Origin of the sequence: Phyllobacterium myrsinacearum (assembly GCF_002980555.1) — a bacterium.
GTDB lineage: Bacteria > Pseudomonadota > Alphaproteobacteria > Rhizobiales > Rhizobiaceae > Phyllobacterium > Phyllobacterium myrsinacearum.
Genome location: NZ_PVBT01000003.1, coordinates 1 through 21,518, shown reverse-complemented (window position 1 = coordinate 21,518; position 21,518 = coordinate 1). Strand labels below are relative to the sequence as shown.

General features: G+C 59.7%; 24 protein-coding genes. 16 read left to right on the top strand and 8 right to left on the bottom strand.

From position 1 onward, the window contains the following. Positions 1-9: 9 nt before the first annotated feature. The 3 genes from C5750_RS10760 to C5750_RS10750 form a co-directional block, all read right to left on the bottom strand. Positions 10-2,439 (bottom strand): glycosyltransferase, encoded by a 2,430-nt coding sequence (locus tag C5750_RS10760; RefSeq protein ID WP_105733919.1) that lies wholly within the window; start codon positions 2,437-2,439, stop codon positions 10-12. A gap of 15 nt (positions 2,440-2,454) precedes the next feature. Continuing rightward, entirely contained in the window at positions 2,455-3,645 is a 1,191-nt protein-coding gene (locus C5750_RS10755) for an FkbM family methyltransferase (protein ID WP_105733918.1), read from the bottom strand. Between the two features lie 89 nt (positions 3,646-3,734). After that, positions 3,735-4,544: a class II glutamine amidotransferase gene (locus C5750_RS10750; RefSeq protein ID WP_105733917.1), complete on the bottom strand. Its 810-nt coding sequence runs from the start codon at positions 4,542-4,544 to the stop codon at positions 3,735-3,737. Between the two features lie 162 nt (positions 4,545-4,706). Between C5750_RS10750 and dut the strand changes: the two genes are divergently transcribed. From dut to C5750_RS10705, 9 genes are all read left to right on the top strand, one after another. Beyond that, positions 4,707-5,192, top strand: a complete 486-nt coding sequence (gene dut / locus C5750_RS10745) for a dUTP diphosphatase (RefSeq protein WP_105733916.1) — start codon at positions 4,707-4,709, stop codon at positions 5,190-5,192. Between the two features lie 15 nt (positions 5,193-5,207). Then, entirely contained in the window at positions 5,208-6,026 is an 819-nt protein-coding gene (locus C5750_RS10740) for an isocitrate lyase/PEP mutase family protein (protein ID WP_105733915.1), read from the top strand. Positions 6,027-6,028: 2 nt separating this feature from the next. Then, complete coding sequence (locus C5750_RS10735; protein WP_105733914.1) at positions 6,029-6,685, top strand: HAD family hydrolase; 657 nt, start codon at positions 6,029-6,031, stop codon at positions 6,683-6,685. Then, positions 6,685-7,689 carry a proline racemase family protein gene (locus C5750_RS10730; RefSeq protein WP_105733913.1) on the top strand — a complete coding sequence of 335 codons (1,005 nt, stop codon included), beginning with the start codon at positions 6,685-6,687 and terminating at the stop codon, positions 7,687-7,689. The genes C5750_RS10735 and C5750_RS10730 overlap by 1 nt, the downstream gene beginning before the upstream one ends. A gap of 12 nt (positions 7,690-7,701) precedes the next feature. Further along, a complete protein-coding gene (locus C5750_RS10725; protein WP_105733912.1) occupies positions 7,702-8,091 on the top strand; it encodes a TonB C-terminal domain-containing protein in 390 nt (129 codons plus the stop codon). 94 nt (positions 8,092-8,185) lie between these two features. Further along, a complete protein-coding gene (locus C5750_RS10720; RefSeq protein WP_105733911.1) occupies positions 8,186-8,806 on the top strand; it encodes a LysE family translocator in 621 nt (206 codons plus the stop codon). Between the two features lie 137 nt (positions 8,807-8,943). Then, a complete protein-coding gene (gene cysK / locus C5750_RS10715; protein WP_105733910.1) occupies positions 8,944-9,918 on the top strand; it encodes a cysteine synthase A in 975 nt (324 codons plus the stop codon). Between the two features lie 151 nt (positions 9,919-10,069). Beyond that, positions 10,070-10,399: an NIPSNAP family protein gene (locus C5750_RS10710; RefSeq protein ID WP_105734579.1), complete on the top strand. Its 330-nt coding sequence runs from the start codon at positions 10,070-10,072 to the stop codon at positions 10,397-10,399. Further along, positions 10,396-10,743: an antibiotic biosynthesis monooxygenase family protein gene (locus tag C5750_RS10705; RefSeq protein ID WP_105733909.1), complete on the top strand. Its 348-nt coding sequence runs from the start codon at positions 10,396-10,398 to the stop codon at positions 10,741-10,743. Before C5750_RS10710 ends, C5750_RS10705 begins: the two co-directional genes overlap by 4 nt. Here C5750_RS10705 and C5750_RS26920 read toward each other — a convergent pair. Together C5750_RS26920 and mbfA are read right to left on the bottom strand one after the other, a co-directional pair. Beyond that, positions 10,734-10,868 (bottom strand): hypothetical protein, encoded by a 135-nt coding sequence (locus tag C5750_RS26920; RefSeq protein WP_280952406.1) that lies wholly within the window; start codon positions 10,866-10,868, stop codon positions 10,734-10,736. The two genes, C5750_RS10705 and C5750_RS26920, sit on opposite strands and share 10 nt — an antisense overlap. Positions 10,869-11,117: 249 nt before the next feature. After that, positions 11,118-12,101, bottom strand: a complete 984-nt coding sequence (mbfA, locus tag C5750_RS10700; protein WP_105733908.1) for an iron exporter MbfA — start codon at positions 12,099-12,101, stop codon at positions 11,118-11,120. Between the two features lie 151 nt (positions 12,102-12,252). Between mbfA and C5750_RS10695 the strand changes: the two genes are divergently transcribed. The 3 genes from C5750_RS10695 (at position 12,253) to C5750_RS10680 (ending at position 15,941) form a co-directional block, all read left to right on the top strand. Then, positions 12,253-13,239 (top strand): threonine ammonia-lyase, encoded by a 987-nt coding sequence (locus tag C5750_RS10695; RefSeq protein ID WP_162800229.1) that lies wholly within the window; start codon positions 12,253-12,255, stop codon positions 13,237-13,239. Between the two features lie 116 nt (positions 13,240-13,355). Continuing rightward, complete coding sequence (locus C5750_RS10690; protein ID WP_105733907.1) at positions 13,356-14,720, top strand: cytochrome ubiquinol oxidase subunit I; 1,365 nt, start codon at positions 13,356-13,358, stop codon at positions 14,718-14,720. Between the two features lie 216 nt (positions 14,721-14,936). Further along, positions 14,937-15,941, top strand: coding sequence for a cytochrome d ubiquinol oxidase subunit II (locus C5750_RS10680; protein WP_105733906.1), 1,005 nt, complete (start codon positions 14,937-14,939; stop codon positions 15,939-15,941). Here C5750_RS10680 and C5750_RS10675 read toward each other — a convergent pair. Beyond that, positions 15,932-17,695 (bottom strand): phospholipase D-like domain-containing protein, encoded by a 1,764-nt coding sequence (locus C5750_RS10675; RefSeq protein WP_105734577.1) that lies wholly within the window; start codon positions 17,693-17,695, stop codon positions 15,932-15,934. The genes C5750_RS10680 and C5750_RS10675 overlap by 10 nt on opposite strands. A gap of 126 nt (positions 17,696-17,821) precedes the next feature. Between C5750_RS10675 and lepA the strand changes: the two genes are divergently transcribed. Beyond that, a complete protein-coding gene (gene lepA, locus C5750_RS10670; protein WP_105733905.1) occupies positions 17,822-19,630 on the top strand; it encodes a translation elongation factor 4 in 1,809 nt (602 codons plus the stop codon). Positions 19,631-19,636: 6 nt separating this feature from the next. After that, positions 19,637-19,828 carry a hypothetical protein gene (locus tag C5750_RS10665; protein ID WP_105733904.1) on the top strand — a complete coding sequence of 64 codons (192 nt, stop codon included), beginning with the start codon at positions 19,637-19,639 and terminating at the stop codon, positions 19,826-19,828. Positions 19,829-19,836: 8 nt separating this feature from the next. Here C5750_RS10665 and C5750_RS10660 read toward each other — a convergent pair whose 3' ends face one another. Continuing rightward, positions 19,837-20,235: a DUF1801 domain-containing protein gene (locus tag C5750_RS10660; RefSeq protein ID WP_105733903.1), complete on the bottom strand. Its 399-nt coding sequence runs from the start codon at positions 20,233-20,235 to the stop codon at positions 19,837-19,839. Between the two features lie 115 nt (positions 20,236-20,350). Between C5750_RS10660 and C5750_RS26545 the strand changes: the two genes are divergently transcribed. Further along, the gene (locus C5750_RS26545; protein WP_165401749.1) at positions 20,351-20,515 is read left to right on the top strand and encodes a hypothetical protein; all 165 of its coding nucleotides are present in this window, start codon (positions 20,351-20,353) and stop codon (positions 20,513-20,515) included. Positions 20,516-20,544: 29 nt separating this feature from the next. Here C5750_RS26545 and C5750_RS10655 read toward each other — a convergent pair whose 3' ends face one another. Further along, positions 20,545-20,877 (bottom strand): helix-turn-helix domain-containing protein, encoded by a 333-nt coding sequence (locus C5750_RS10655; protein ID WP_105733902.1) that lies wholly within the window; start codon positions 20,875-20,877, stop codon positions 20,545-20,547. Positions 20,878-20,956: 79 nt separating this feature from the next. Here C5750_RS10655 and C5750_RS10650 point away from each other — a divergent pair, with 79 nt between their 5' ends. Beyond that, a complete protein-coding gene (locus tag C5750_RS10650) occupies positions 20,957-21,232 on the top strand; it encodes a hypothetical protein (RefSeq protein WP_105733901.1) in 276 nt (91 codons plus the stop codon). Positions 21,233-21,518 lie beyond the last annotated feature (286 nt).

Sequence of the window (21,518 nt, the reverse complement as noted above, 5' to 3'; positions counted from 1 at the left end):
GCGCGTCTTCTAGAGCAAAGAACTGACAAAGGGAACCGCTTCCTTGTTCTCCTTGGTTTGGATGGGCTCAAGGCCGTAATAGGTTGCCATGGTGTTAGTGTAGGTAACCTCCGAGAATATTTTCGGTTTCAACGGCTTGTCAGACCGTGCGATACGCAACAGGATTTTTGCGAGATCGTCTGGAAACAGCATCAGTTCAATCGGAATGACTTCGCCCCAGTTCTGATCGCGGATCCTGCTGCCTACCGCTCCAAAATCAAACCCAACCGGGTAGACTCCGGCAAGAAAGGCGGTCGAAAGTGTGTAAGAGTATGTCTCTGGACATACGGAAGGAAACCAGATGATATCTGCATTTGCCTCCAGTAGTTTTAGTTCGGCATCCTTCTCCTCGTAAGGGCCGGTGCATGTGACGTTGTCGATTGAGGCAAGTTTGAGGTCGCGATCAGTGTAGCCAATCACTGCAAACTCGAGAGACAGTCCAAGTTTTACGCATGCTTTTGCGACCGCTTCCAGAAGCAATGACCCTTTGTGCGGTCCGATAGCCCCCAATATCGCTACTCTGGCGTTTTGTCGCTTTTTGATGGGGTTGATAGACGGGAGCTCGTTGTTCACCCGAACCATTTCATGGGGCCGGAGCGTGTACTCTAGCGAAGGAAAGAAGCGGCTCATGCGTTGTGCAACATCGATATCCGGCACAAATATCCGCCTGGCTCCGCGCAGTAATCTGAAATAGGCGTCTCTCCATTCCCAAACGACGGGATGGCCAAAGGGTGACCCATTGCGAAGAATGCACGTTTCGCATGTTTTCGCGTCGGGCTCCGCGCAATAGATGTCACTATGGTCAATCAAATTGATGCGTGGACAGACAGACATATAGTCGTGCACGGTAAAGTCGTACGACAGTCTTGCTCCGTCGCATACCAAGCGGAAAAAGTCCGGACCAGAGCGCGGAAAGCCAGCAAGATGGTGGATGTGAACATGCACAATCTGAAGTGTTTGAAGATACCGGATGAACGACTCCATATCGCGACGGACATCAAATTCCGACAGATTGGGCATGAGCTCTGCCAACTGATATTCAAGGCAGATTCTGTTGGGGTCGGACGAATGCATTCGACAGAAAATCACTGGAATGCCATCCCGCTCCAGGTTTGAAGCGAGTTCATGCAGATGGCGTTCGGTGCCGCCGCCCCAGCGATGCATCACAAACAGAACGGTACCTCGGTCTGAGCGCTGGTTCAGCCGTGCAATATCCAGCGCTTCTCGAAAGGGACGTATGGGGTCGGTAGCAATGAATTCGGCAATCGTGTGCGAATAACCGGGATGCAGCAATTCCATTGTTTTTGTCGCGTTTGCGATCAACGCGGCTTTGCTGGCGCCAAAGGACGTCGCGCCATAATGGCGAACAAAAATGTTAGGCGCTATTATATTGCGCCAGCCCGCTGCGGTGATTCTGCGGCAGAGGTCGTTTTCCTCGCCATAGCCCTTGTCAAATTTCTCCTCGTTAAGCAGGCCTACCGTTTCAACACAAATTCTGCGGACGTACATGCAAAAGCCGATACCGGTGGGGATGTCGATATATTGGCCCCCGTTTACCCGCGCAGCGAGCTGATCAAGCTCAGCATCGCCAATTTCAAGTTTGTTCCAGTTGTCGGCGATGAATTTGGGATAGCTGCAGATTTCCGCGTTGTTGGAGAAGGGTGTGACCGTACCAATGGCGGAATCGGACAATGCCGCGTCTTTCAGCCGGTCAAGCCAGTTGGAGAAGACTTCTGTGTCGGAGTTCAACAGCACGATATCGCACTCGGGGTGCAAGCCCATTGCATAATTGCAGGTCTTCACAAAACCTTTGTTCTTACCATTCACATGTAATTCGATGGCATTTCTCTCTGCGAGATACCGAAGCAGCTCGGAAATGCGTTGCTCTGGGCTGCAGTCATTGACCACAACGAGGCGGTATTCCGTGGCCTGTCTGGCTGACAGGACACTGTAGAGACAACGCGATGTCTCGTCATATCCGCGGTAAACGGGGATGATCACATCGATCTCGGGCTCTTGGTCTACCGTGAGGGAAGCGAGCAGGTCTTCCCATTCGTCTGGGGTAGGTGCGACCGCGAGGGGGGTAGTTTCCCCGGCAGGTGGAATCCTGATTTGTCGCGGTAAGCGCCCTTCCTTCTTTCCATACAGAATGTAGTGTAGAAGCGGGTTCATCCCCAGCGCGCTTACGTCGTGGTTGGTGTCGAGATAATATATCGTGCTGAAATGAGGGGACGGATCAATACCCTGTTTCCAGCCCGCCTTGAGATAATGCTCGACAAGGTCCGTGCCACAGTCACCCGCATCGGGCAGCTGAAGAGCATAAAAAAGTTCGTCAAAGAGCCCGCTGGATGCAACGAGGTCACGATCCAAAGCGCCGTCATCTGTTCGGAGGAATTTCACAAATATCCCCCAGCATTATTCTGCGCGAAAAGATCGCTTGCTCAGCAAGCGCTTGAAAACGCGTAGGGGATGTGACGCCCGCCACGACATTGAATTGTAAACTGCAGACAACGCGGCTTCTTTCATTCGAATCTCTTCCCTCAACATGGCCATTTCACTGATCCAGTCGGGAGCACTTTGCAAAGTTGCTTCCCGCCTGGCGCGTTCAAGTTGCTCGGTGACGCTTGTTTCGCGGAACTTCAGCCGCTTGATATCCCAACTCTGTTGTTGCACAATCTGTTGCTGGTTTCTGAGTTCCGGTAAAAGCTTTCTCCAATTTCGATCCGCGGGTGTCAGGTCACCGTAGCGTGGGGTAGCCAAAAGGGCCTCTGCCAATGTTTGCAGGTCTTGGACTTCAATGATTTCCACCCTGTCTGTCGATGGGGGAAGAAGTTTCAGGCATTCATCTGGCAAAAGCAAAAGCCCGGTCTCACACGCCACTCCAAAAATATTGTCGGAACACTCTGCAAAGTTCCTGGCGTTGTAAGCTGCTGTTCTTGCGAGGAAAAACTTGTAACCATTCTGACCGAGTGCCGATTTAATTCCGGCCCCATCATCGACGGAATTACATTCGACATAGATCACAGGGCGCAAGCGTTGGACGGTGTTACGCATGCCAATAAGTACATCGGCATCCATGCCTTCAGCATCAATTTTTGCAAAGCTAAGCTCCGGTAGAGATAGGTCATCGATTGCAATCAGCGGGACGCTGACATTGGCCTGATTTTTCTGAAGCTGCAGGCTTATGCCGCCAAAATTTGCCCTTCCCTGATAATTCAGACGGGGAATGAACATCTCGCCTGCATGTTCACCGGCCCCTGCACGATGCGTCGTAACATTTGTACATCCAGAAATCTGCAGATTGTGGTCGAGTATGGTTACGATCGCGTTCTGCGGTTCGATCGCTATCACATGTCCTGCAGGACCGGCCGCTTTGGCAAACGGTATTGTGTGGGTCCCGATGTTGGCTCCCGCGTCAATGACCACATTTCCCGGCGCAATGAAATGCAGCAGGAATTCAATTTCGGCTTCTGCCCATTCGCCGTACTGAACCAATGATCTGCCGATCGGGTCATCCTGTGTCAGGACACACATTTCGCCATGCCGTGTGTGAACAGCACGCGTATGCTGCATAATGTTTGCGTCAGGTGATGTCAGATCGAGCATAATTCTTCCGGTCACTAGGATGGATGAACTATGCCGACGAAGGCATGTTGCGCGCAATTAGTCTTTAGTCGAACGCTGCGGTCGCGGAGCTATGCTTTCTCCAGCACCGGGCCGGACTTTTCCTGTGCCATGAACGGCTCGATGGCGATGCGTTTGCTGTTCTTGACCGTGACGAAACTGTTCGGCGGCACCGGCATCCAGTTTTCCGCCTCGCCGTCCAGCGGCTCCGAGACGACGCACAGGCCCGCGCTCGGCGAAAGTGTTGCCGTATAGAGCGTCGGGGCAAAGCGGTCGGTGGCGTAGCGCACCGCGTAGAGCTGTGACCCGTCGGAAAACGCCGCCGTCAGCCGGATGAAGGGCGGCACGCCGGCGCGCTCCGCCTCGGCGGTGATGACGTTGACCGTCTCCACCAGCGATTGTGCCGGGTCCTTGTCGAGGCCGTATTGCAGCATCAGCAGGAAAATCAGCTCCGAATCCGTCGATCCCAGCTTCTGCACATAGAGCGCATCGTCGAGCTTGGCTTCCAGCCCGCGCCGCAGCCGGTCGAAATGGCCGATCTGCCCGTTATGCATGAAACTCCACTGACCCGAGACGAACGGATGGCAATTGGTCCGGCTGGTCGCGCCGCCGGTGGAGGCGCGCACATGGGCGAGAAACAGGTGCGACCGGATCTGCCGCGACAGGCTCTTCAGATTCTGGTCGGACCAGGCGGGCAGGATATCGCGGTAAAGGCCGGGTTCCGGCCGCTCGCCATACCAGGCAACGCCGAAACCGTCGCCATTGGTGCGGGTCTTGGCCTCATGCGCATCATGGCTCTGGGCGATCAGCGAATGGCATGGGGAGGCGATGACATCTTCGAGATAAAGCTGAGGTCCGAGATAGGCTGCCCATCGACACATGATTCACCCGATTCACTCTTGATGCGACTGACAATAGCGCGTCGCGCCGCGCTTGGGAATCGTCAGGCTCCGCCACTGCTAGAAAGAGATTGTGTGTAAACAATGATCGGGACAAATCTTGTGAGTTGACCAATCCGGCGGACTGGTGAAAAAGGTGGTCTCATGTCTCAATCATCCGATTCCGCACGTCACGTGCATCCCGCTCTCGGTCTTGTCCGGTTGCCGCATGGGCAGGACCTTGACTTGCCCGCCTATGAAACCACCGGCTCGGCCGGAATGGACCTGCGCGCCGCCGTGCCCGCGGACCGTCCGCTGCTGCTTTTGCCCGGCCGCAGGGCCCTGGTGCCGACCGGCCTCGTCTTCGAGATCCCGCAGGGCTATGAAGCGCAGGTGAGGCCGCGGTCCGGCCTTGCCCTCAAGCACGGAATTACCTGCCTCAACACGCCGGGGACCATTGATTCCGACTACCGGGGTGAGGTAAAAGTAATCCTGATCAATCTTGGAGATGACGACTTCTACGTCGAGCGCGGCATGCGCATCGCGCAGGTCGTGCTGGCGCCGGTCGTTCAGCTCGAGGTTGAAGAACGGCAGCATGCCAGCGAAACGGCACGCGGTGCCGGAGGGTTCGGGTCAACGGGTACGTCGTAGTCGCAGGAGGACAACATGGACAGGGGCAAGCTTTTCCGTCAGCTGCATCAGGGGCCGGAAATTCTGCTGATGCCCAATCCATGGGATCCCGGCACGACCCGGTTCCTGGCTTCGCTTGGCTTCAAGGCGCTGGCCACCAGCAGCGCCGGTTTTGCCTTTTCGCGCGCGCTGCCCGATGGCGGCGTCACCTTCGATGTCATGATGCAGCATTGCCGCGATCTCGTGGCGGCAACGGACCTGCCCATCTCCGGTGATCTGGAAAAGGGCAAGGGCGACAGCGCCGACAGCGCCGGCGAGACCATCTTCGCCGCCGAGGCCGCCGGTCTTGCCGGTTGCTCCATCGAGGATTTTTCCGGCGATCCGGACAAGCCGATCTATGATTTCGACCATGCGGTCGAGCGCGTCTATGCGGCGGCCGAAGCCGCGCGGGCGCTGAAGAGCGATTTTGTCTTCACGGCGCGTGCCGAGAATTTCCTGCATGGCCGCGCCGATCTCGATGACACGATCAAGCGGCTGCAGGCGTTCGAGCGGGCCGGTGCCGACGTGCTTTTTGCGCCTGGCATTTCGGATCTCGAGAGCATCCGCACCATCTGTGCCGCCGTGTCGAAGCCTGTCAGTGTTCTGGCACCGGCGTCATTGAGTGTCAGCGCGCTGAAATCCGCCGGCGTGCGCCGCGTTTCGCTCGGGCCGCGGCTGACCACCGCCGCCTTCACCGCCATCCGCGATGCGGCCCGCGAAGTGCTTGACAAGGGCACCTTCGAATTTTCAAAAACCGGCGTGACGTTCGGGGAGCTGCAGAAGCTTTACGCACAGGACGCAGACAAGGACATTTAATCATGACACGCCCCGACCTGGTGATTTTCGACTGTGACGGGGTCCTGGTCGATACCGAAGCCCTTGCCAATCGGCACCTGATCAAGATGCTCAATGCCGCGGGCTATCCCATCACCTTCGATGAGGCGCGCAAGACCCTCTGCGGCATGCCGATGCGCGCGGTGAAGGAGAAGGTCGAGGCGCAAGGCTATAGGCTTGGCGACGATTTTGTCGAGCGCTGGTATCAGGCCATTCCCGTCATTTTCGAAAACGGCGTCGATGCCATCCCGCATATCGAAACGGTCATCGATGCCGTGAAGGACGCGCAACTCTCCTACTGCGTGGCCTCTTCCGCCAATGTGGAAAAAATGCACCTGACCCTCGGGAAAACCGGCCTGATCGGCCATTTCCACGATGTGCTCTACAGTGCATCCATGGTGGCGCGCGGTAAGCCTTTTCCCGATCTGTTCCTGCACGCTGCGCAGCAGATGGGTTTCGAGCCGTCCCGCTCCGTGGTGATCGAGGACAGCGTGGCGGGAACAACGGCGGGAACGGCCGCCGGCATGCGGGTGTTTTCCTATTGCGGCGACGAGCACGCCGATCACGAAGGGCTTGCCGCGGCGGGCGGCATCCTCTTTGACGACATGCGCAAGCTGCCCGCGCTTCTGGGCATTGCCTGATGGCCGCGCCGCTCAGCGTCATCGACATGCATACGGGCGGCGAGCCCCTGCGCATCATCACCGGCGGCTATCCCGCGCTGCCGAAGGGCACGATCCTGGAAAAGCGCGCCTATGTCAGGGACAATCTCGACGCCTTGCGCAAAATCCTGATGTTCGAGCCGCGCGGTCATTTCGACATGTATGGCGCGCTGCTGGTCGAGCCGAACCTGCCGGGCGCCGATCTTGCCGTGCTGTTCATGCACAATGAGGGCTATTCGACCATGTGCGGCCACGCCATCATCGCGCTTGGCCGCTATGCCGTCGACTATGGCCTCGTGGAGAAGGTCGAGCCGGTCACCACGGTCCGCATCGAATGCCCCTGCGGCATGGTGGTCGCTTCCGTCGAGGTGAAGGACGGCAAATCCGCCAGCGTGTCCTTCGAAAGCGTCCCGGCCTTTCTGTTTGCCGGGGACCGGACCATCCATCTGCCGCCCTATGGCGACGTGACGTTCGACGTGGCCTATGGCGGCGCCTATTACGCGCTCGCCCATTGCGGCCAGTTCGGCCTTGAATTCGGCCGCGATCCCGCCCGCAAATTCATCGAGGCGGCGACATTGCTCACCGAAGCGGTGAAAGATGCCGTGCCGCTGACGCACCCGGATCACAGCGACCTTGCCTTCCTCTATGGTTCCATCCTCACCGACGGTCTCGACAACTGGTCGGAGGCGCCGACAAAAAATGTCTGCATTTTCGCCGATGCGCAGCTCGACCGCTCGCCGACGGGGTCGGGTGTGACCGCGCGGCTGGCTGCCATGCACGCCAAGGGCCAGATTCATGCCACCGAAGCGCGGATTTTCGAAAGCATTGTCGGCTCGCGCTTTGCCGGGGCTGTCGCCTCGCTCACCAGGGCGGGACCGTTCGACGCCATTACGGCGCGCGTCTCCGGCCACGCCTATTACAGCGGCAAGGCGGAGTTCATCGTGGAAGACGATGATCCGCTCGGACAGGGGTTTCTGGTTCTCTAGAGGGAAGTGACCATGGTCGGACGGATTGCAGGTGCAGCGTGTTTTTCACTTTTGATGGCAACCGTGCCGGTTCGTGCGGAGGATAGGAAGCTGGTTGATTCGCGTTTTGCCGCGGTTGTCAAAGAACTGAGGGCCAGTGTGCAAGCTTGCTGGAACAAACCCGATATGAACAAGGACGATACGTCCGTCGTCACAGTGATAATTCGGTTGGCAAAAGATGGCACCATCATTGGCAAGCCGGAAATTCAGAGCCGATCAAAGGATAAGGCTTTTGGCCTGTTAGCCGAAAGTGCGGTTCGTGCGGTTACGCGCTGTGCGCCGTATTCTGCCGTTGTAAAAAACCCTGACTTCTACGAGTATTTGAAGGTGATTTACATGAGTTTTTACAATCCGGCCCACTGAATTCGGCCTTCAAAGCACAAACATTCAAACCCGATTGCCTGCGCGGAAAATCGGCGTATTGTCCCGCCGCACACACTTCACGCAGAGAGTGATCATGACACTTGCCGGTTTCATCGCCTATTCGGGCGCCCTTGCCATTGCCGCCGCCATTCCCGGGCCTGGTCTCACCGCCCTCATCGCGCGGGCGCTCGGCTCCGGTTTTCGCTCGGCCCTGTTCATGTCGCTTGGTCTCGTCCTTGGCGATCTGACCTATCTGACGGCCGTGGTGCTCGGTCTTTCCATGGTGGCGCAGACCTTCGGAACACTGTTTCTGCTGATCAAATGGGCGGGTGTGGCCTATCTCACCTATCTCGCCTGGAGTTTCTGGACCGCGGGAATCTCCGCCGAAAAGATTGAAGCCAGGCGCGGCAGCGGCGGGGCCCTTGCCAGCGTGCTTTCCGGGCTTGCCGTCACCCTTGGCAACCCCAAAACCATGATCTTCTACATCGCCCTGACGCCGACGCTGATCGATCTGCACGCCATTACCCCGGCCGATTATGCCCTGCTCGCCTGCGTGACGATTGTGACGCTGCTTGTGGTGCTGGTGCCCTATCTCGCGCTTGCGTCCAAGGCGCGCTGGTTCCTGCAATCGCCGCGCGCGCTGAAACGGCTGAACCGCACCGCCGCCGCATGCATGGCGGGCGCCGCCCTGGCCATCGCCGGCCGGGCATCCTGATCGTAGAATTTTATTCTAATACGATATGCATATTGGCATGAAATTCCCGTGATCGGGCTGTTTATGCATGGGATCGACTATGAATTTTCAAGCTTGCGCCATAAGATGGCTGCCACAGCAATTGAGGGAGCATTTCCATGAGCACGAGTGATGCGCGCAAACCCGGCCGCGGCCGTATCTACAATTCCATTGTCGATACCATCGGCGATACGCCGATTATCCGTCTTGATAAGCTGGCAAAGGACCAGGGCGTCGAAGCCAATCTGTTGGCCAAGCTCGAATTCTTCAATCCGATCGCCAGCGTCAAGGACCGCATTGGTGTCGCGCTGATCGAGTCGCTGGAAGCCCAGGGCAAGGCGACGCCGGGCAAGACGACATTCGTCGAGCCGACCTCGGGCAATACCGGTATCGCGCTGGCGTTTGCCGCCGCCGCCAAGGGCTACCGCCTCATCCTCACCATGCCGGAAACCATGTCGGTCGAGCGCCGCAAGATGCTCAAGCTGCTCGGCGCCGAACTGGTGCTGACCGAGGGCGCCAAGGGCATGAAGGGCGCCATCGCCAAGGCCAATGAACTGGTGGAAACCACGCCGGACGCCATCATTCCCGGCCAGTTCGACAATCCGGCCAATCCCGAGATTCACCGCAAGACGACGGCCGAGGAAATCTGGAACGATACCGACGGCAAGGTCGATGTCTTTGTGTCGGGCATCGGCACCGGCGGCACCATCACCGGTGTCGGCCAGGTCCTGAAGCAGCGCAAGCCGGATGTGCGCATCGTGGCGGTCGAGCCGAAGGATTCGCCGGTTCTATCAGGCGGCAATCCCGGCCCGCACAAGATCCAGGGCATCGGCGCCGGTTTTGCGCCGCAGGTGCTCGACACGCACATCTATGACGAGGTCATTCAGGTTTCCAATGAGGATGCCTTTACCTATGCCCGTCTGGTCGCCAAGCTCGAAGGCGTGCCGGTCGGCATTTCCTCCGGTGCCGCGCTGACGGCGGCCATCGAACTCGGCAAGCGTCCGGAGAACAAGGGCAAGAATATCGTCGTGATCATTCCGTCCTTTGCCGAACGCTATCTGTCGACGGCACTTTTCGACGGCCTCGACGCCTGATAGAACAGATACTGTTTTGCAATCAGCCCCGCCGCGCGCCAAATGCGCGGCGGGGCTGATTGTTTTCAGTCATGACAGTTCGGCCGTCATCGAAGCATCGGGTGATCCGGCGGCTCTAAAACAGGCCAGTCCACGCAAAGGAGCGGCCGTCATGAGCATCACCTGCATTATCCAATATGAGATCGACCCCTACCAGAAGGATGCATTCGAACACTATGCACGCAGCTGGAACGAGGCGATCCCGCGCTGCGGTGCCGATCTGATCGGCTATTTCGCTCCGCATGAGGGCTCGGCCACATTGGCCTACGGGATTTACACCATCGAGAATCTGGCGGCCTATGAGGCCTACCGCGCAAAACTGACGGACGATCCGCTGGGCCGCGCCAATTACGAATTTTCACGCGAACGGAAATTCATCCGCCGCGAGGACCGCACGTTCCTGCGCCGGGTTACTGGAAACAATGGAGGGCTGATCCGATGATTGCTGTGATTTTCGAAGTGGAGCCGAGGGAAGGCCACGAGGGCGATTATTTCGAGCGGGCGGCGAATCTGCGCCCGCTTCTGGAAAAGATGGACGGCTTCATTTCCGTCGAACGGTTCCGCAGTCTTGCCAACGAGAACCGTTATCTCTCCCTGTCGTTCTGGCGTGACGAAGCCTCAGTTGCGGCTTGGCGCCAGACCGAGGAACATCGCGCTGCCCAGAGCGCAGGCCGCGCCGAAATCTTTGCCGGTTACCGGCTGCGGATTGCGGCTGTTATGCGTGACTATGGCTTGCGAGCCCGTGATGAGGCTCCGTCTGACGCGCGCGTTTACCATCATGCCTGACCGTGGTTGCGCTGTGCACAGGCGGGGCCGGGGCCGCGCATGTAATGGCGTTCCGGCCGGTAGGACGGTACAATGAATTCACGGACGACGCGAAGCGTATCGCGCAGCTGAACAAGCATAGTCATATCTTCATTTCCTGAATCTCGATCGCCCGAAAAAATCGGTTGGCGATCATTTAGCTAAAATTTAACCGATAAATATGAACGCTTGCTGAATACCGATGGTTAAGGCCCGGTGAATTCATGGAAAATTAGCTTTAACACCTGAGGCAGGGCATCATTTTCCGGTTGAAAAGCCAAAAAGAAACCCGGTGTTAACCACCGGGTTTTGTGAATTCTGATTCGCCGCCAGGGCAAATTCGCAGCCACCGGCCATCACGCATTGCCGATGAGAATGCCCGTGGCCAGGACGAGGCTGCCGCCCAGCACCACCTGTATCGCTGCCCGGAAGAACGGCGTTTCCATATATTTGTGCTGGATATAGGCAATCGCCCAAAGCTCGACAAAAACCACCAGTGCGGCGATCGTCGTGGCCGTCCAGAAATCCGGGATCAGATAGGGCAGGGCATGGCCCAGGCCGCCGATCGCCGTCATCAGGCCGTTGGCAAGACCGCGCTTCAACGGCGATCCGCGCCCGGACAGTTTGCCGTCATCATGGGCGGCTTCGGTGAAACCCATCGAGATGCCGGCGCCGAGCGAGGCGGAGAGGCCGACGAGAAATGTCTGCCAGGTGTCCTGGGTTGCAAAGGCCGCTGCAAAAATCGGCGCAAGTGTCGAGACGGAGCCATCCATCAGCCCCGCCAGCCCCGGCTGGACATAGGTCAGAAGGAACTGCCGCTTTTCCGTCAGCTTCTCGTCCTGCTGCACCGCATCCGGCGTGTGCTGCTCGCCCAGCCGGTGCGCCAGCGATTCATGGGTTTTCTCGGCAATGGCAAGATCCCCGAGCAGTTTGCGCGTCGAGGCGTCGCTGACCAGCTTCACCGCTTCCGTGTAGAAGCGATAGGCCTGTTCCTCCATTTTTTCCGCCATCTCGCGCACTTTGTCGATGCCGAGCGGCCGTACCAGCCAGTCCGGTTTGCGTTCGAGATAGCCGCGCACATGTTCGCGCCGGATCAGTGGAATGCGGTCGCCGAAGCGCTCGCGGTGCATGTCGATGAGCGCCTGCCGGTGCAGGTTTTCCTCCTCCGCCATGTCCTCGAAGACTTTGGCGCTTTGCGGGAAATCGTCCCGCAGCCCGTCGGCATAGGCAAGGTAGATCCGCGCATCGTCTTCTTCCGATGAAATGGCGAGCGCGAGGAGCTGCTGTTCCGACAATTCGTTGAGTTCGTGGCGGCGGGGACCGAAGAAGCGGCTGAGCATGGCACTGTCCTAATTTAGAATAATTCTAAACTATAGAAAGCAGCCGCGCTTTTCAAGAGGGCGCCCGCGACAATGATGACAATGATTTGGATGCTGAAACGCTGCGCTGGTGCTATGAATGGCCAGACCCGCCCATTGAACCGCCGAGGACATGATGAACGCGTTCGCCATTGCCAATACCGATATCGTCGATGCCGCCATCCGGCTCAAAGGCCAGCTCGTCGCCACCCGGCTGATCGAGTCGGAAGCGCTTAACAACAAGTATGGCGCGCGCATCCTGTTCAAGCCGGAATGCCTGCAGCGGACCGGCTCGTTCAAGTTCCGCGGCGCCTACAACCGCATCAGCCAGATGACGGCGGACGAGCGCAAGCGCGGCATCGTCGCCTTTTCCTCCGGCAATCATGCGCAGGGCGTGGCGAGTTCCGCCCAGCTTTTCGGCATCAAGGCTGTCATCATCATGCCATCCGATGCACCGCAGCTGAAAATTGCCAATACACGGTCCTATGGCGCTGACGTGGTGCTCTATGACCGTTACAAGCAGAGCCGGGAGGAGATCGCGGCCGAGTATATCAACGGACGCGGCATGATCCTGGTCCCGCCCTATGACGATCCCGCGATCATGGCCGGGCAGGGTACCATCGGCATCGAACTGATCGACGAGGCGGAGGAACGCGGCATCGTCTTCGACGACCTGTTCGTGCCGAGCGGCGGCGGCGGGCTGATCAGCGGCATTTCCGTTGCCGTCAAGGCGCGCTCGCCGCACACGCGCATCTGGGGTGTCGAGCCCGATCATTTCGATGATCTGCGCCGGTCGCTGGCGGCTGGCAGGCAGGTCGCCAACGAGCCGGGCTACCGCTCGATCTGCGATGCGATCCTGACCCAGCAGCCGGGCGATCTGACCTTTCCGATCAACCAGCAGAACCTGGCGGGCGGCGTCGCGGTTTCCGATAAAGCGGTTGCTGCTGCCATGCGCGATGCGGCGACCTACCTCAAGGTGATTGTCGAGCCCGGCGGCTGCGTCGGGCTTGCCGGCGTGGCGGCGCGGGCGGACGAGCTGCGAGGCAAGACGGTTGCCGTGGTCCTGTCCGGCGGCAATGTCGACCTCGATATCTATGGCGGGCTGATCGCCGCGGCTTAAGGGCAAAGGCCCGATTTGCATGGCTATCGTGCGTGTCGAACCACGCACGCGACAGCATGTCTACTTCTCACGCAGTCCGTTCGGGTGACATATGTCCGCAGCGAAAGGACGCCGTCATGGATCCGTTCATTCTGTCGAGAATACAATTCGCTGCGAATATCTCGTTCCATATCCTGTTCCCGACGATCACCATCGCGCTCGGCTGGGTGCTGTTGTATTTCAAGCTGCGCTACCGCCGCTCCAGCGACGAAGGCTGGATGAAGGCCTACCATTTCTGGGTCAAGATTTTCGCCCTGTCCTTCGCCTTCGGCGTGGTGTCGGGCGTGACCATGAGCTTTCAGTTCGGCACCAACTGGCCTGGCTATATGCAAACGGTGGGCAACATCGCCGGTCCGCTGCTGGCCTATGAAATTCTCACCGCCTTCTTTCTCGAAGCCGCCTTTCTCGGCATCATGCTGTTTGGTTTTCGCCGCGTGTCCAACCGCGTCCACACGCTAGCCACCCTGCTTGTCGCCTTCGGCACGACGGTATCTGCCTTCTGGATCATCGTTTTGAATTCCTGGATGCAGACGCCCGATGGTTTCGAGATGCGCGGCGGCAAGGCCTTTGCCACCGATTGGGCCGCCATCATCTTCAACCCGTCCATGCCCTACCGGCTCGTGCATATGCTGCTGGCATCGGGGCTGACCGTATCCTTTCTGATCTCAGGCCTGTCCGCCCTGCGCTGGCTGCTGGGCGACCGCAGCGATGCCATGGGCAAAGCCCTGCGCACCGGCGTTTATCTCGCGGCGGTGCTCATCCCGGTGCAGATCGCCGCGGGTGTCCAGCATGGGCTGAACACGCTGGCATATCAGCCGCAGAAGATCGCCGCCATCGAAGCCAACTGGCAAACCCGCTCCCATGTGCCGCTGCTGCTGTTCGCCCTGCCCGACGAAGCGAGACACGAAAACCGTGTCGAGGTCGCGGTGCCGGACGGTGCCAGCCTGGTCCTGCGGCACAGCGCCGCCGGTGCCGTGCCGGGCCTCGACCAGTTCGCGGGCAATCATCCGCCGGTTCTGCCGCTGTTCTTTGCCTTCCGCATCATGGCCGGTACCGGCATGCTGATGCTGCTGGTCGGCTGGACAGCCGCGTGGATGCTGTGGCGGCGCGGCACGCTCACGCGGCCGCTCGCGCTCGTGCTGGTGCCGATGGCGGCGTCCGGCTGGGTGGCAACGCTGGCCGGCTGGTACACGGCGGAGATCGGCCGCCAGCCCTGGCTGGTCAGCGGCGTGCTCAAAGCGGCGGATGCGCTCGGACCGGTGCCCGCGGGAGCGGTCGCCACATCGCTTGCGGCCTATCTCATCGTCTACGCGGTGCTGCTCCTGGCCTATACCGGCGTGATCCTGCGGCTGGCGGTCAGAGCCGCCCGGGAGGGTGACAGGCAGCCGGAGCCGGGTGTCGAGAACCAGCCGCTGGGCCAGCCGGTGCGGGGGAGTGGATGACGCATTCTTTCACAACTCACCCCCCTCTGGGCTGCCGCCCATCTCCCCCACAAGGGGGGAGATCACATCGGCATCAACATTCTTGCCGATTTTGCAACGTCTCAGAACTGTTCGATACAGCTGTGACAGCTGATCTCCCCCCTTGTGGGGGAGATGTCCGGCAGGACAGAGGGGGGTGTTCTGAAGCCATAGCCAAAATCAGATACGGCATCATTCATGAGCTTTGATCCCGCCATCATCCTTCCCTTGATTTTTGCCGGGCTGATGGGCCTGTCGATCCTGGCCTATGTCATCCTCGATGGCTTTGATCTCGGCGTCGGCATTCTTTTTGCCGCAGCGGACGATACGGAGCGCGACATCATGGTCGCCGCCATCGGTCCGTTCTGGGACGCCAATGAAACCTGGCTGGTCCTCGCCAGCGGCCTGCTGCTGGTGGCCTTTCCCGCCGCGCATGGCATCGTCCTGCCGGCGCTGTATATCCCCGTCACCGTCATGCTGATCAGCCTGATCCTGCGCGGTGTCGCCTTCGATTTTCGCGCCAAGGTCGGCCTGCCTGTGAAGCCGCGCTGGAATTTTGCATTCTGCCTGGGTTCGATCACCGCTTCCCTGGCGCAGGGCTATATGCTCGGCGTCTATGCGCTGGGGCTCGACCAGTCGGCGGCGGGTATCCTGTTCGGCCTGCTGGTCGGTCTTTGCCTCACCGCGTCTTACGCTGCCATCGGCGCCGCATGGATTATCTACAAGACCGGGGGCGCCCTGCAGCGCAAGGCCGTCCTCCTGATGCGCCGGGCGCTGGTTTTCACAGCGCTTGGCATGGTTGCGATTGCGCTGGCGGCGCCCTTGGCCAGCCCGCGCATTTTCGCCAGATGGTTTGCGCTGCCGGAGATGATCCTGCTGACGCTGCTGCCGCTGGTTACTGCAGCGCTCTTTGCCGCGCTCTGGGCGGTGCTTGCCCGGCTGCCTGCCGCCAATGACCGCTATTCGGCCCTGCCATTCATGCTGATGGCGGGCATTTTCACCCTCGGCTTTGCCGGGCTTGCCTATGCCTTCTATCCCTATGTGGTGCCGGAGAGGCTGACGATTTTCGCCGCCGCCAGCGCGCCGGAAAGTCTTGGCATCATCCTTGTCGGCGTCATTGTCGTGCTGCCCGCCATTATCGGCTATTCCATCTTCGCCTACCGGGTGTTTGGCGGCAAGGCGCACGACCTGCGCTATGACTGACGCGAAAAGGTCAGCCGGTCGCGCTCGCGCTGGCTTCCCGCCACGTAGAACTTGTCGAACCACGCGGTGCTTTCACCCGATATGGCCTTGGGTTTCTTCAGGGTGATCTGTTTGGGCAGCGCGGCGATTTCCACCTGCATGCGGTTGCGGAAGTTCAGGTGGTCGAACATGCGCAGCGCCTCGATGGCAAAGGCCGTCGCCACCCGCTGATCCTCGATGATCACGAGATGATCGCCATTGCCGGTCTCGCCGGAGGGCGAGAAATTGCTCGATCCGGTGAACACCTTGGCCGTCGGCTTGTCGAAATCCACCACGGCGAACTTGTGGTGGATATTGATGCCGCTGCCGCCGGACCATTCGCTCTTGAACGGTTCCGGCGCGTTCTTGGCCAGATAGGCGAAATCGACAAGGCCGTTCTCGCCGCTTGGCTTGTGAATTTCCATGCCGCTCTTCTTGTCGACAACGCCATAGCTGAACAGCGGCTTCTTGATCAGCCGGTCCAGCGCCTCGCGCACCGGGCCGGATTTTGTCTGGTTCATGAAGGCGAAGGAATAGAACACCGAGGACGTCGCCTGGTCGATGGCGCCGCCCACCGGCCGCAGCGACAGGTCCGACGTCTTGTGCGGGGAGAAACAGACATGCACCGCCGGGCGGCCGTCGCGTTTCACCGAATGCCAGACTTTCGAAAACGGGTCTTTCTGGAAATTGGCCATGTCGGTGAAGGCGAGCGTGAACATCTGTGCGAACAGCCCGGCCACCGCCTCGTCGTCAAAAATGAACAGGTTGTTGGCCTGGATGTAGAAGCCGCGGAACGAAAAATTCATCGAGCCGCCCAGCACCCGCACCGGCACGCCGTTGCGCTTGGCGATCAGCACCTTGTTGTGCTGCAGTCCGCGAAAATGCCCGCGCCTGACATGATCCGCTCCGGCGCTGGCAACAAGCCGCGCCGCCGCCTGGCTTTCGGCGCTGTCCGGCGCGCCATGCCCGCTTTTCATGCCACCGCTCTTCTTGTCCGCCACGCCGGAATCGTCGATGATCACCCGCAGGCGGCTGCCGAGCTTTTCCAGCTGCGCCAGAAAATCCGGCTCGTTCAGGTCGTAGGCCAGCGCATCCACCTCGATGGTCGGGTCCTTCACCGCCCAGTCGAGGAAACCGAACAGCAGCCGGTGCGCCTCGAAACCCAGCCAGTCGTAAATGCCGGTCTTGGCGATTTCGGCTTTCTTGGCCGCAAAGGCGAGGCCGTCATCGGCGTTGCTGGGGATGATGTCATTGGTCAGGTGCAGCCGTTTTTTCTTGTCCTCAAAGGCCTGCGAGGAGGCAAAGTTGCGGGTAAAACCGATGTCGAGAAAGCCGTCATAGGTGACGCTGTCATAGCGGATCGGCAGCTCGATCATGGTGCCGCGCACCAGCTTGCCGTCCTGCGGCATGTGCATCTTGGTGATGCGGTAGGTGTAGATGCCGTCCTGCGGCTCATAGGGGAAATGCACCCAGCGGAACATCTGCAGCGGCGCTTCGGTGGTGGGGAACTTGACCCCGCCGGTCACCGCCTTTTTGACCGGTTCGCCGTAATCGAAGGCGATGCGGTTGCGCAGGTTCAAAAATGTGCTGCCCTTCGGCTCCTTGTATTCCACCGCGAAACCGACAAAATCATCCTCCGGCGCATCCACGTCGAAGCCGAGCAGGCACATATATTCGCCCCGCCACAGTTTGACCCGGAAGCCGTCGGTCTCCTTGAAACTAAAGAATTCGTCCATCATCACATCCCCGGTGCGTGGCGCAGGGGCAAAATATAGCACAGACGATGCAATCTTGTGACGGTCCCGGTCCCGGCCGTGCATTTCCCGCTTTGCGTTTTGCCTGTTCACTGCTAAATCGCGCGCATGAGCACTCCACTTGACCACATCCGTAATTTTTCCATCGTCGCCCATATCGACCATGGCAAATCCACCCTTGCCGACCGCCTGATCCAGCAGACGGGCGGGCTTGAGCTGCGCGACATGAAGGAGCAGGTGCTCGACTCGATGGATATCGAGCGTGAGCGCGGCATCACCATCAAGGCGCAGACCGTCCGGCTGAAGTACAAGGCGAACAATGGCGAGGAGTATATCCTCAACCTGATCGACACGCCCGGCCACGTCGACTTCGCCTATGAGGTGTCGCGGTCGCTGTCGGCCTGCGAAGGCTCGCTGCTTGTCGTCGACGCCTCGCAGGGTGTCGAGGCGCAGACCCTTGCCAATGTCTATCAGGCCATCGACAACAATCACGAGATCGTCGTGGTGCTGAACAAGGTCGACCTGCCCGCCGCCGAACCCGAGCGCATCCGCGAACAGGTCGAGGAAGTCATCGGCATCGATGCCAGCCAGGCCGTGCTGATTTCCGCCAAGACCGGCCTCGGCATTCCCGACGTGCTCGAAGCCATCGTCAACCAGCTGCCGCCGCCGCGCGAAGGCGACCGCACCAAGCCGCTCAAGGCCATGCTGGTCGACAGCTGGTACGACAGCTATCTCGGCGTTATCGTTCTCGTGCGCATCATCGACGGCGTTTTGAAAAAGGGCCAGACCATCCGCATGATGGGCACCGGCGCCAAATATCCGGTCGAGCGCACCGGCGTGTTCACGCCGAAGATGCTGGCCGTGGACGAGCTTGGACCGGGCGAATTCGGCTTCATCACCGCCTCGATCAAGGAAGTCGCCGACACCCGCGTCGGCGATACCATCACCGAGGACAAGCGCCCGACCGATTCCATCCTGCCGGGCTTCAAGCCGGCGCAGCCGGTGGTCTTCTGCGGTCTCTTCCCGGTCGATGCCGCCGATTTCGAGGATCTGCGCGCCGCCATGGGCCGCCTGCGCCTCAACGATGCCTCGTTCTCCTTCGAAATGGAAAGCTCGGCGGCGCTGGGCTTTGGTTTCCGCTGCGGCTTCCTTGGGCTCCTGCATCTCGAAATCATTCAGGAGCGGCTGGAGCGCGAGTTCAACCTCGATCTCATCGCCACCGCGCCGAGCGTCGTCTACAAGCTCAACATGACCGACGGCACGCAGAAGGAGTTGCACAACCCCGCTGACATGCCCGAGGTGATGAAGATCGCCACCATCGAGGAACCGTGGATCCGCGCGACCATCCTCACCCCTGATGATTATCTCGGCTCCATCCTGAAACTCTGCCAGGACCGCCGCGGCATCCAGATCGATCTCAACTATGTCGGCAAGCGCGCCATGGTCACCTATGACCTGCCGCTCAACGAAGTCGTGTTCGATTTCTACGACCGGCTGAAGTCGATCAGCCAGGGCTATGCTTCCTTCGACTATCACCTCTCGGATTACCGCGAGGGCAATCTGGTCAAGATGTCGGTGCTGGTCAACGGCGAGCCGGTCGATGCGCTGTCGATGATGGTGCACCGCGCCGCCGCGGAAAAGCGCGGGCGCGACCTCTGCGAAAAGCTGAAGGACCTGATCCCCAAGCACATGTTCAAGATCCCGATCCAGGCGGCCATCGGCGGCACGGTGATCGCGCGCGAAACCATCTCGGCCCTGCGCAAGGACGTGACGGCAAAGTGCTATGGCGGCGACGTCTCGCGCAAGCGCAAGCTTCTGGAAAAGCAGAAGGAAGGCAAGAAGCGCATGCGGCAGTTCGGCAAGGTCGAAATCCCGCAGGAAGCCTTCATCCAGGCGTTGAAGATGAGCGATAACTGAGGCTTGATGCAAGCCGGTTTTCCCCGCGCCCTGGCGCGGATGCTCGCCCTTTTTGGCATTCTGGCCTGCGCGGCCGCCTGCACCACGGTGCGGCCGCCCGCGCCACCGGCGCCTGTCCTGCAGGCGGACAGGCCGGAACCGCTGCCGCCGGAAATCAAGCCGCTGACGGTCGAACAGGCCGAACAGGTCGGGCGCTGACCGCCTGATTATGTGCGCGATTTGGCGGTGTTCAGCGCGACGGCGGCGCGGATGAGCGCCGTGAAAGCTTCCTCATCGATGATATCGCCCTCGTGCAGATCGATGGCGCGCCGGGCATTGCCCTCCAGGCTGGAGTTGAACAGCTTTGCCGGATCGGCGAGCGCCGCGCCCTTGAGAAAGGTCAGCTTCACCGCGCTCTTATAGGTCTCGCCGGTGCAGATGATGCCGGCATGCTCCCAGACCGGCACGCCGCGCCACTTCACCTCTTCCACCACTTCGGGGTCGGCCTGTTTGATGAGGGCGCGCACATGCGCCAGCATCGGGCCGCGCCAGTCGCCGAGCGCGCTGATCCGCGCATCGATCAGCGCTGAGGGGTTTTCAGTCTTGGTTGCTGCTGTTTTGTCCATCGTCTTGGCGTTTCCCTTTATGCCGGCATACCACCCATGCGCATATTGCACTGCACAATCCGGGCATGTCGATTTATCCTTGGGGTAACATTACATCGACACGGGTTACACACCAATGAGCTTCATCTTTGATTTCACCGCGCGCGGACGCCGCCGCAAGGACCAGGATTTCCGCAACGCCATGGCCCTCCTCAACGCCATGAGCCCGGCCGACCGCGCCGATATCGGCATCAAGCAGGCGGATTTCACCCGCATCGCCCGGGAAATGACCCGCCGCTGAATTTGCTTGCGGCGGGGAGGGCGCCGGCCTCAGCCCCCGCCCGCATGGCGCTTGCTCGCCAATGCCTCGACCATGATCGCCACGGTTTCGAGGTCATCCGGCGACAGCACCCCGATGGCCGCGCGGATGCGCTGCTGCGCAATCGGCTCGGCATCAGTCTCCTCGCCGAACGACAGCAATCGATCCGGCGTCGTCTGCAGCACTTTGGCAATACGCACGACGGTCGCCAGATCAGGTTCCCGCCTGCCAGTGACATAATTGCTGTAGCGCTTCTCACTCAAGCCAGCGCGCCGCGCCACATCCGCCTGATGAATGCCAAGCTCTTTGGTTCGCAGGCGCAGATTCGATGCAAATGATTCCATGAGAACAATTTGTTCTGGCAAAAACCACAGGTCGATCTACAATGTGACGATTTAATATCGTCTATATGTGGGCACTGCCATGTATTTTTCCAATTGTTTTGAATGGTTCATTTTCATCGTCTGCCTTTCCCCGATCTGGGGCACGCTGCTTTTCCATGCATGGGAAGCATCGATCAAGCCGCGGCTGGTTCCGAGGGATCAAATCACTGACATGGCCGACGCACTTGTTGCCAGGCATGGCGCGTTTGCCAGATATCAGGCCTGGATCGAGGAGGACTATGCCTGGCGGCGCGGCGACATGGTGCGCCAGGGCGTCTGGCGCCGTGTGCGGCGGGAATTGCGGCGGCGGGGGTGACGATTTCACCCCCCTCTGTCCTGCCGGACATCTCCCCCACAAGGGGGGAGATCAGCTGTCATTGCTGTTTCAGCCAATCTTCAACATTGAAAATAATGCAATGGCGTTGATGCCGATGTGATCTCCCCCCTTGTGGGGGAGATGCCCGGCAGGGCAGAGGGGGGTGAGAACACGATCCAATCTCAGCATGGCAGCATCACGTCCGGGTGAACCGCATCATCCAGTTGGTTTCCCAGGTTTCGCCGCCATCGCGGGAAAATGCCTGTTCCCAGCATGGGGTGTGCTG

Bases quoted from the DNA above. Each gene is read 5' to 3' on its own strand.
- C5750_RS10755 (WP_105733918.1), bottom strand. From the start codon at position 3,645: ATGCTCGATCTGACATCACCTGACGCAAACATTATGCAGCATACGCGT.
- C5750_RS10750 (WP_105733917.1), bottom strand. From the start codon at position 4,544: ATGTGTCGATGGGCAGCCTATCTCGGACCTCAGCTTTATCTCGAAGAT.
- dut (WP_105733916.1), top strand. From the start codon at position 4,707: ATGTCTCAATCATCCGATTCCGCACGTCACGTGCATCCCGCTCTCGGT.
- C5750_RS10740 (WP_105733915.1), top strand. From the start codon at position 5,208: ATGGACAGGGGCAAGCTTTTCCGTCAGCTGCATCAGGGGCCGGAAATT.
- C5750_RS10735 (WP_105733914.1), top strand. From the start codon at position 6,029: ATGACACGCCCCGACCTGGTGATTTTCGACTGTGACGGGGTCCTGGTC.
- C5750_RS10730 (WP_105733913.1), top strand. From the start codon at position 6,685: ATGGCCGCGCCGCTCAGCGTCATCGACATGCATACGGGCGGCGAGCCC.
- C5750_RS10725 (WP_105733912.1), top strand. From the start codon at position 7,702: ATGGTCGGACGGATTGCAGGTGCAGCGTGTTTTTCACTTTTGATGGCA.
- C5750_RS10720 (WP_105733911.1), top strand. From the start codon at position 8,186: ATGACACTTGCCGGTTTCATCGCCTATTCGGGCGCCCTTGCCATTGCC.
- cysK (WP_105733910.1), top strand. From the start codon at position 8,944: ATGAGCACGAGTGATGCGCGCAAACCCGGCCGCGGCCGTATCTACAAT.
- C5750_RS10710 (WP_105734579.1), top strand. From the start codon at position 10,070: ATGAGCATCACCTGCATTATCCAATATGAGATCGACCCCTACCAGAAG.
- C5750_RS10705 (WP_105733909.1), top strand. From the start codon at position 10,396: ATGATTGCTGTGATTTTCGAAGTGGAGCCGAGGGAAGGCCACGAGGGC.
- C5750_RS26920 (WP_280952406.1), bottom strand. From the start codon at position 10,868: ATGACTATGCTTGTTCAGCTGCGCGATACGCTTCGCGTCGTCCGTGAA.
- mbfA (WP_105733908.1), bottom strand. From the start codon at position 12,101: ATGCTCAGCCGCTTCTTCGGTCCCCGCCGCCACGAACTCAACGAATTG.
- C5750_RS10695 (WP_162800229.1), top strand. From the start codon at position 12,253: ATGATGAACGCGTTCGCCATTGCCAATACCGATATCGTCGATGCCGCC.
- C5750_RS10690 (WP_105733907.1), top strand. From the start codon at position 13,356: ATGGATCCGTTCATTCTGTCGAGAATACAATTCGCTGCGAATATCTCG.
- C5750_RS10680 (WP_105733906.1), top strand. From the start codon at position 14,937: ATGAGCTTTGATCCCGCCATCATCCTTCCCTTGATTTTTGCCGGGCTG.
- C5750_RS10675 (WP_105734577.1), bottom strand. From the start codon at position 17,695: ATGGACGAATTCTTTAGTTTCAAGGAGACCGACGGCTTCCGGGTCAAA.
- lepA (WP_105733905.1), top strand. From the start codon at position 17,822: ATGAGCACTCCACTTGACCACATCCGTAATTTTTCCATCGTCGCCCAT.
- C5750_RS10665 (WP_105733904.1), top strand. From the start codon at position 19,637: ATGCAAGCCGGTTTTCCCCGCGCCCTGGCGCGGATGCTCGCCCTTTTT.
- C5750_RS10660 (WP_105733903.1), bottom strand. From the start codon at position 20,235: ATGGACAAAACAGCAGCAACCAAGACTGAAAACCCCTCAGCGCTGATC.
- C5750_RS26545 (WP_165401749.1), top strand. From the start codon at position 20,351: ATGAGCTTCATCTTTGATTTCACCGCGCGCGGACGCCGCCGCAAGGAC.
- C5750_RS10655 (WP_105733902.1), bottom strand. From the start codon at position 20,877: ATGGAATCATTTGCATCGAATCTGCGCCTGCGAACCAAAGAGCTTGGC.
- C5750_RS10650 (WP_105733901.1), top strand. From the start codon at position 20,957: ATGTATTTTTCCAATTGTTTTGAATGGTTCATTTTCATCGTCTGCCTT.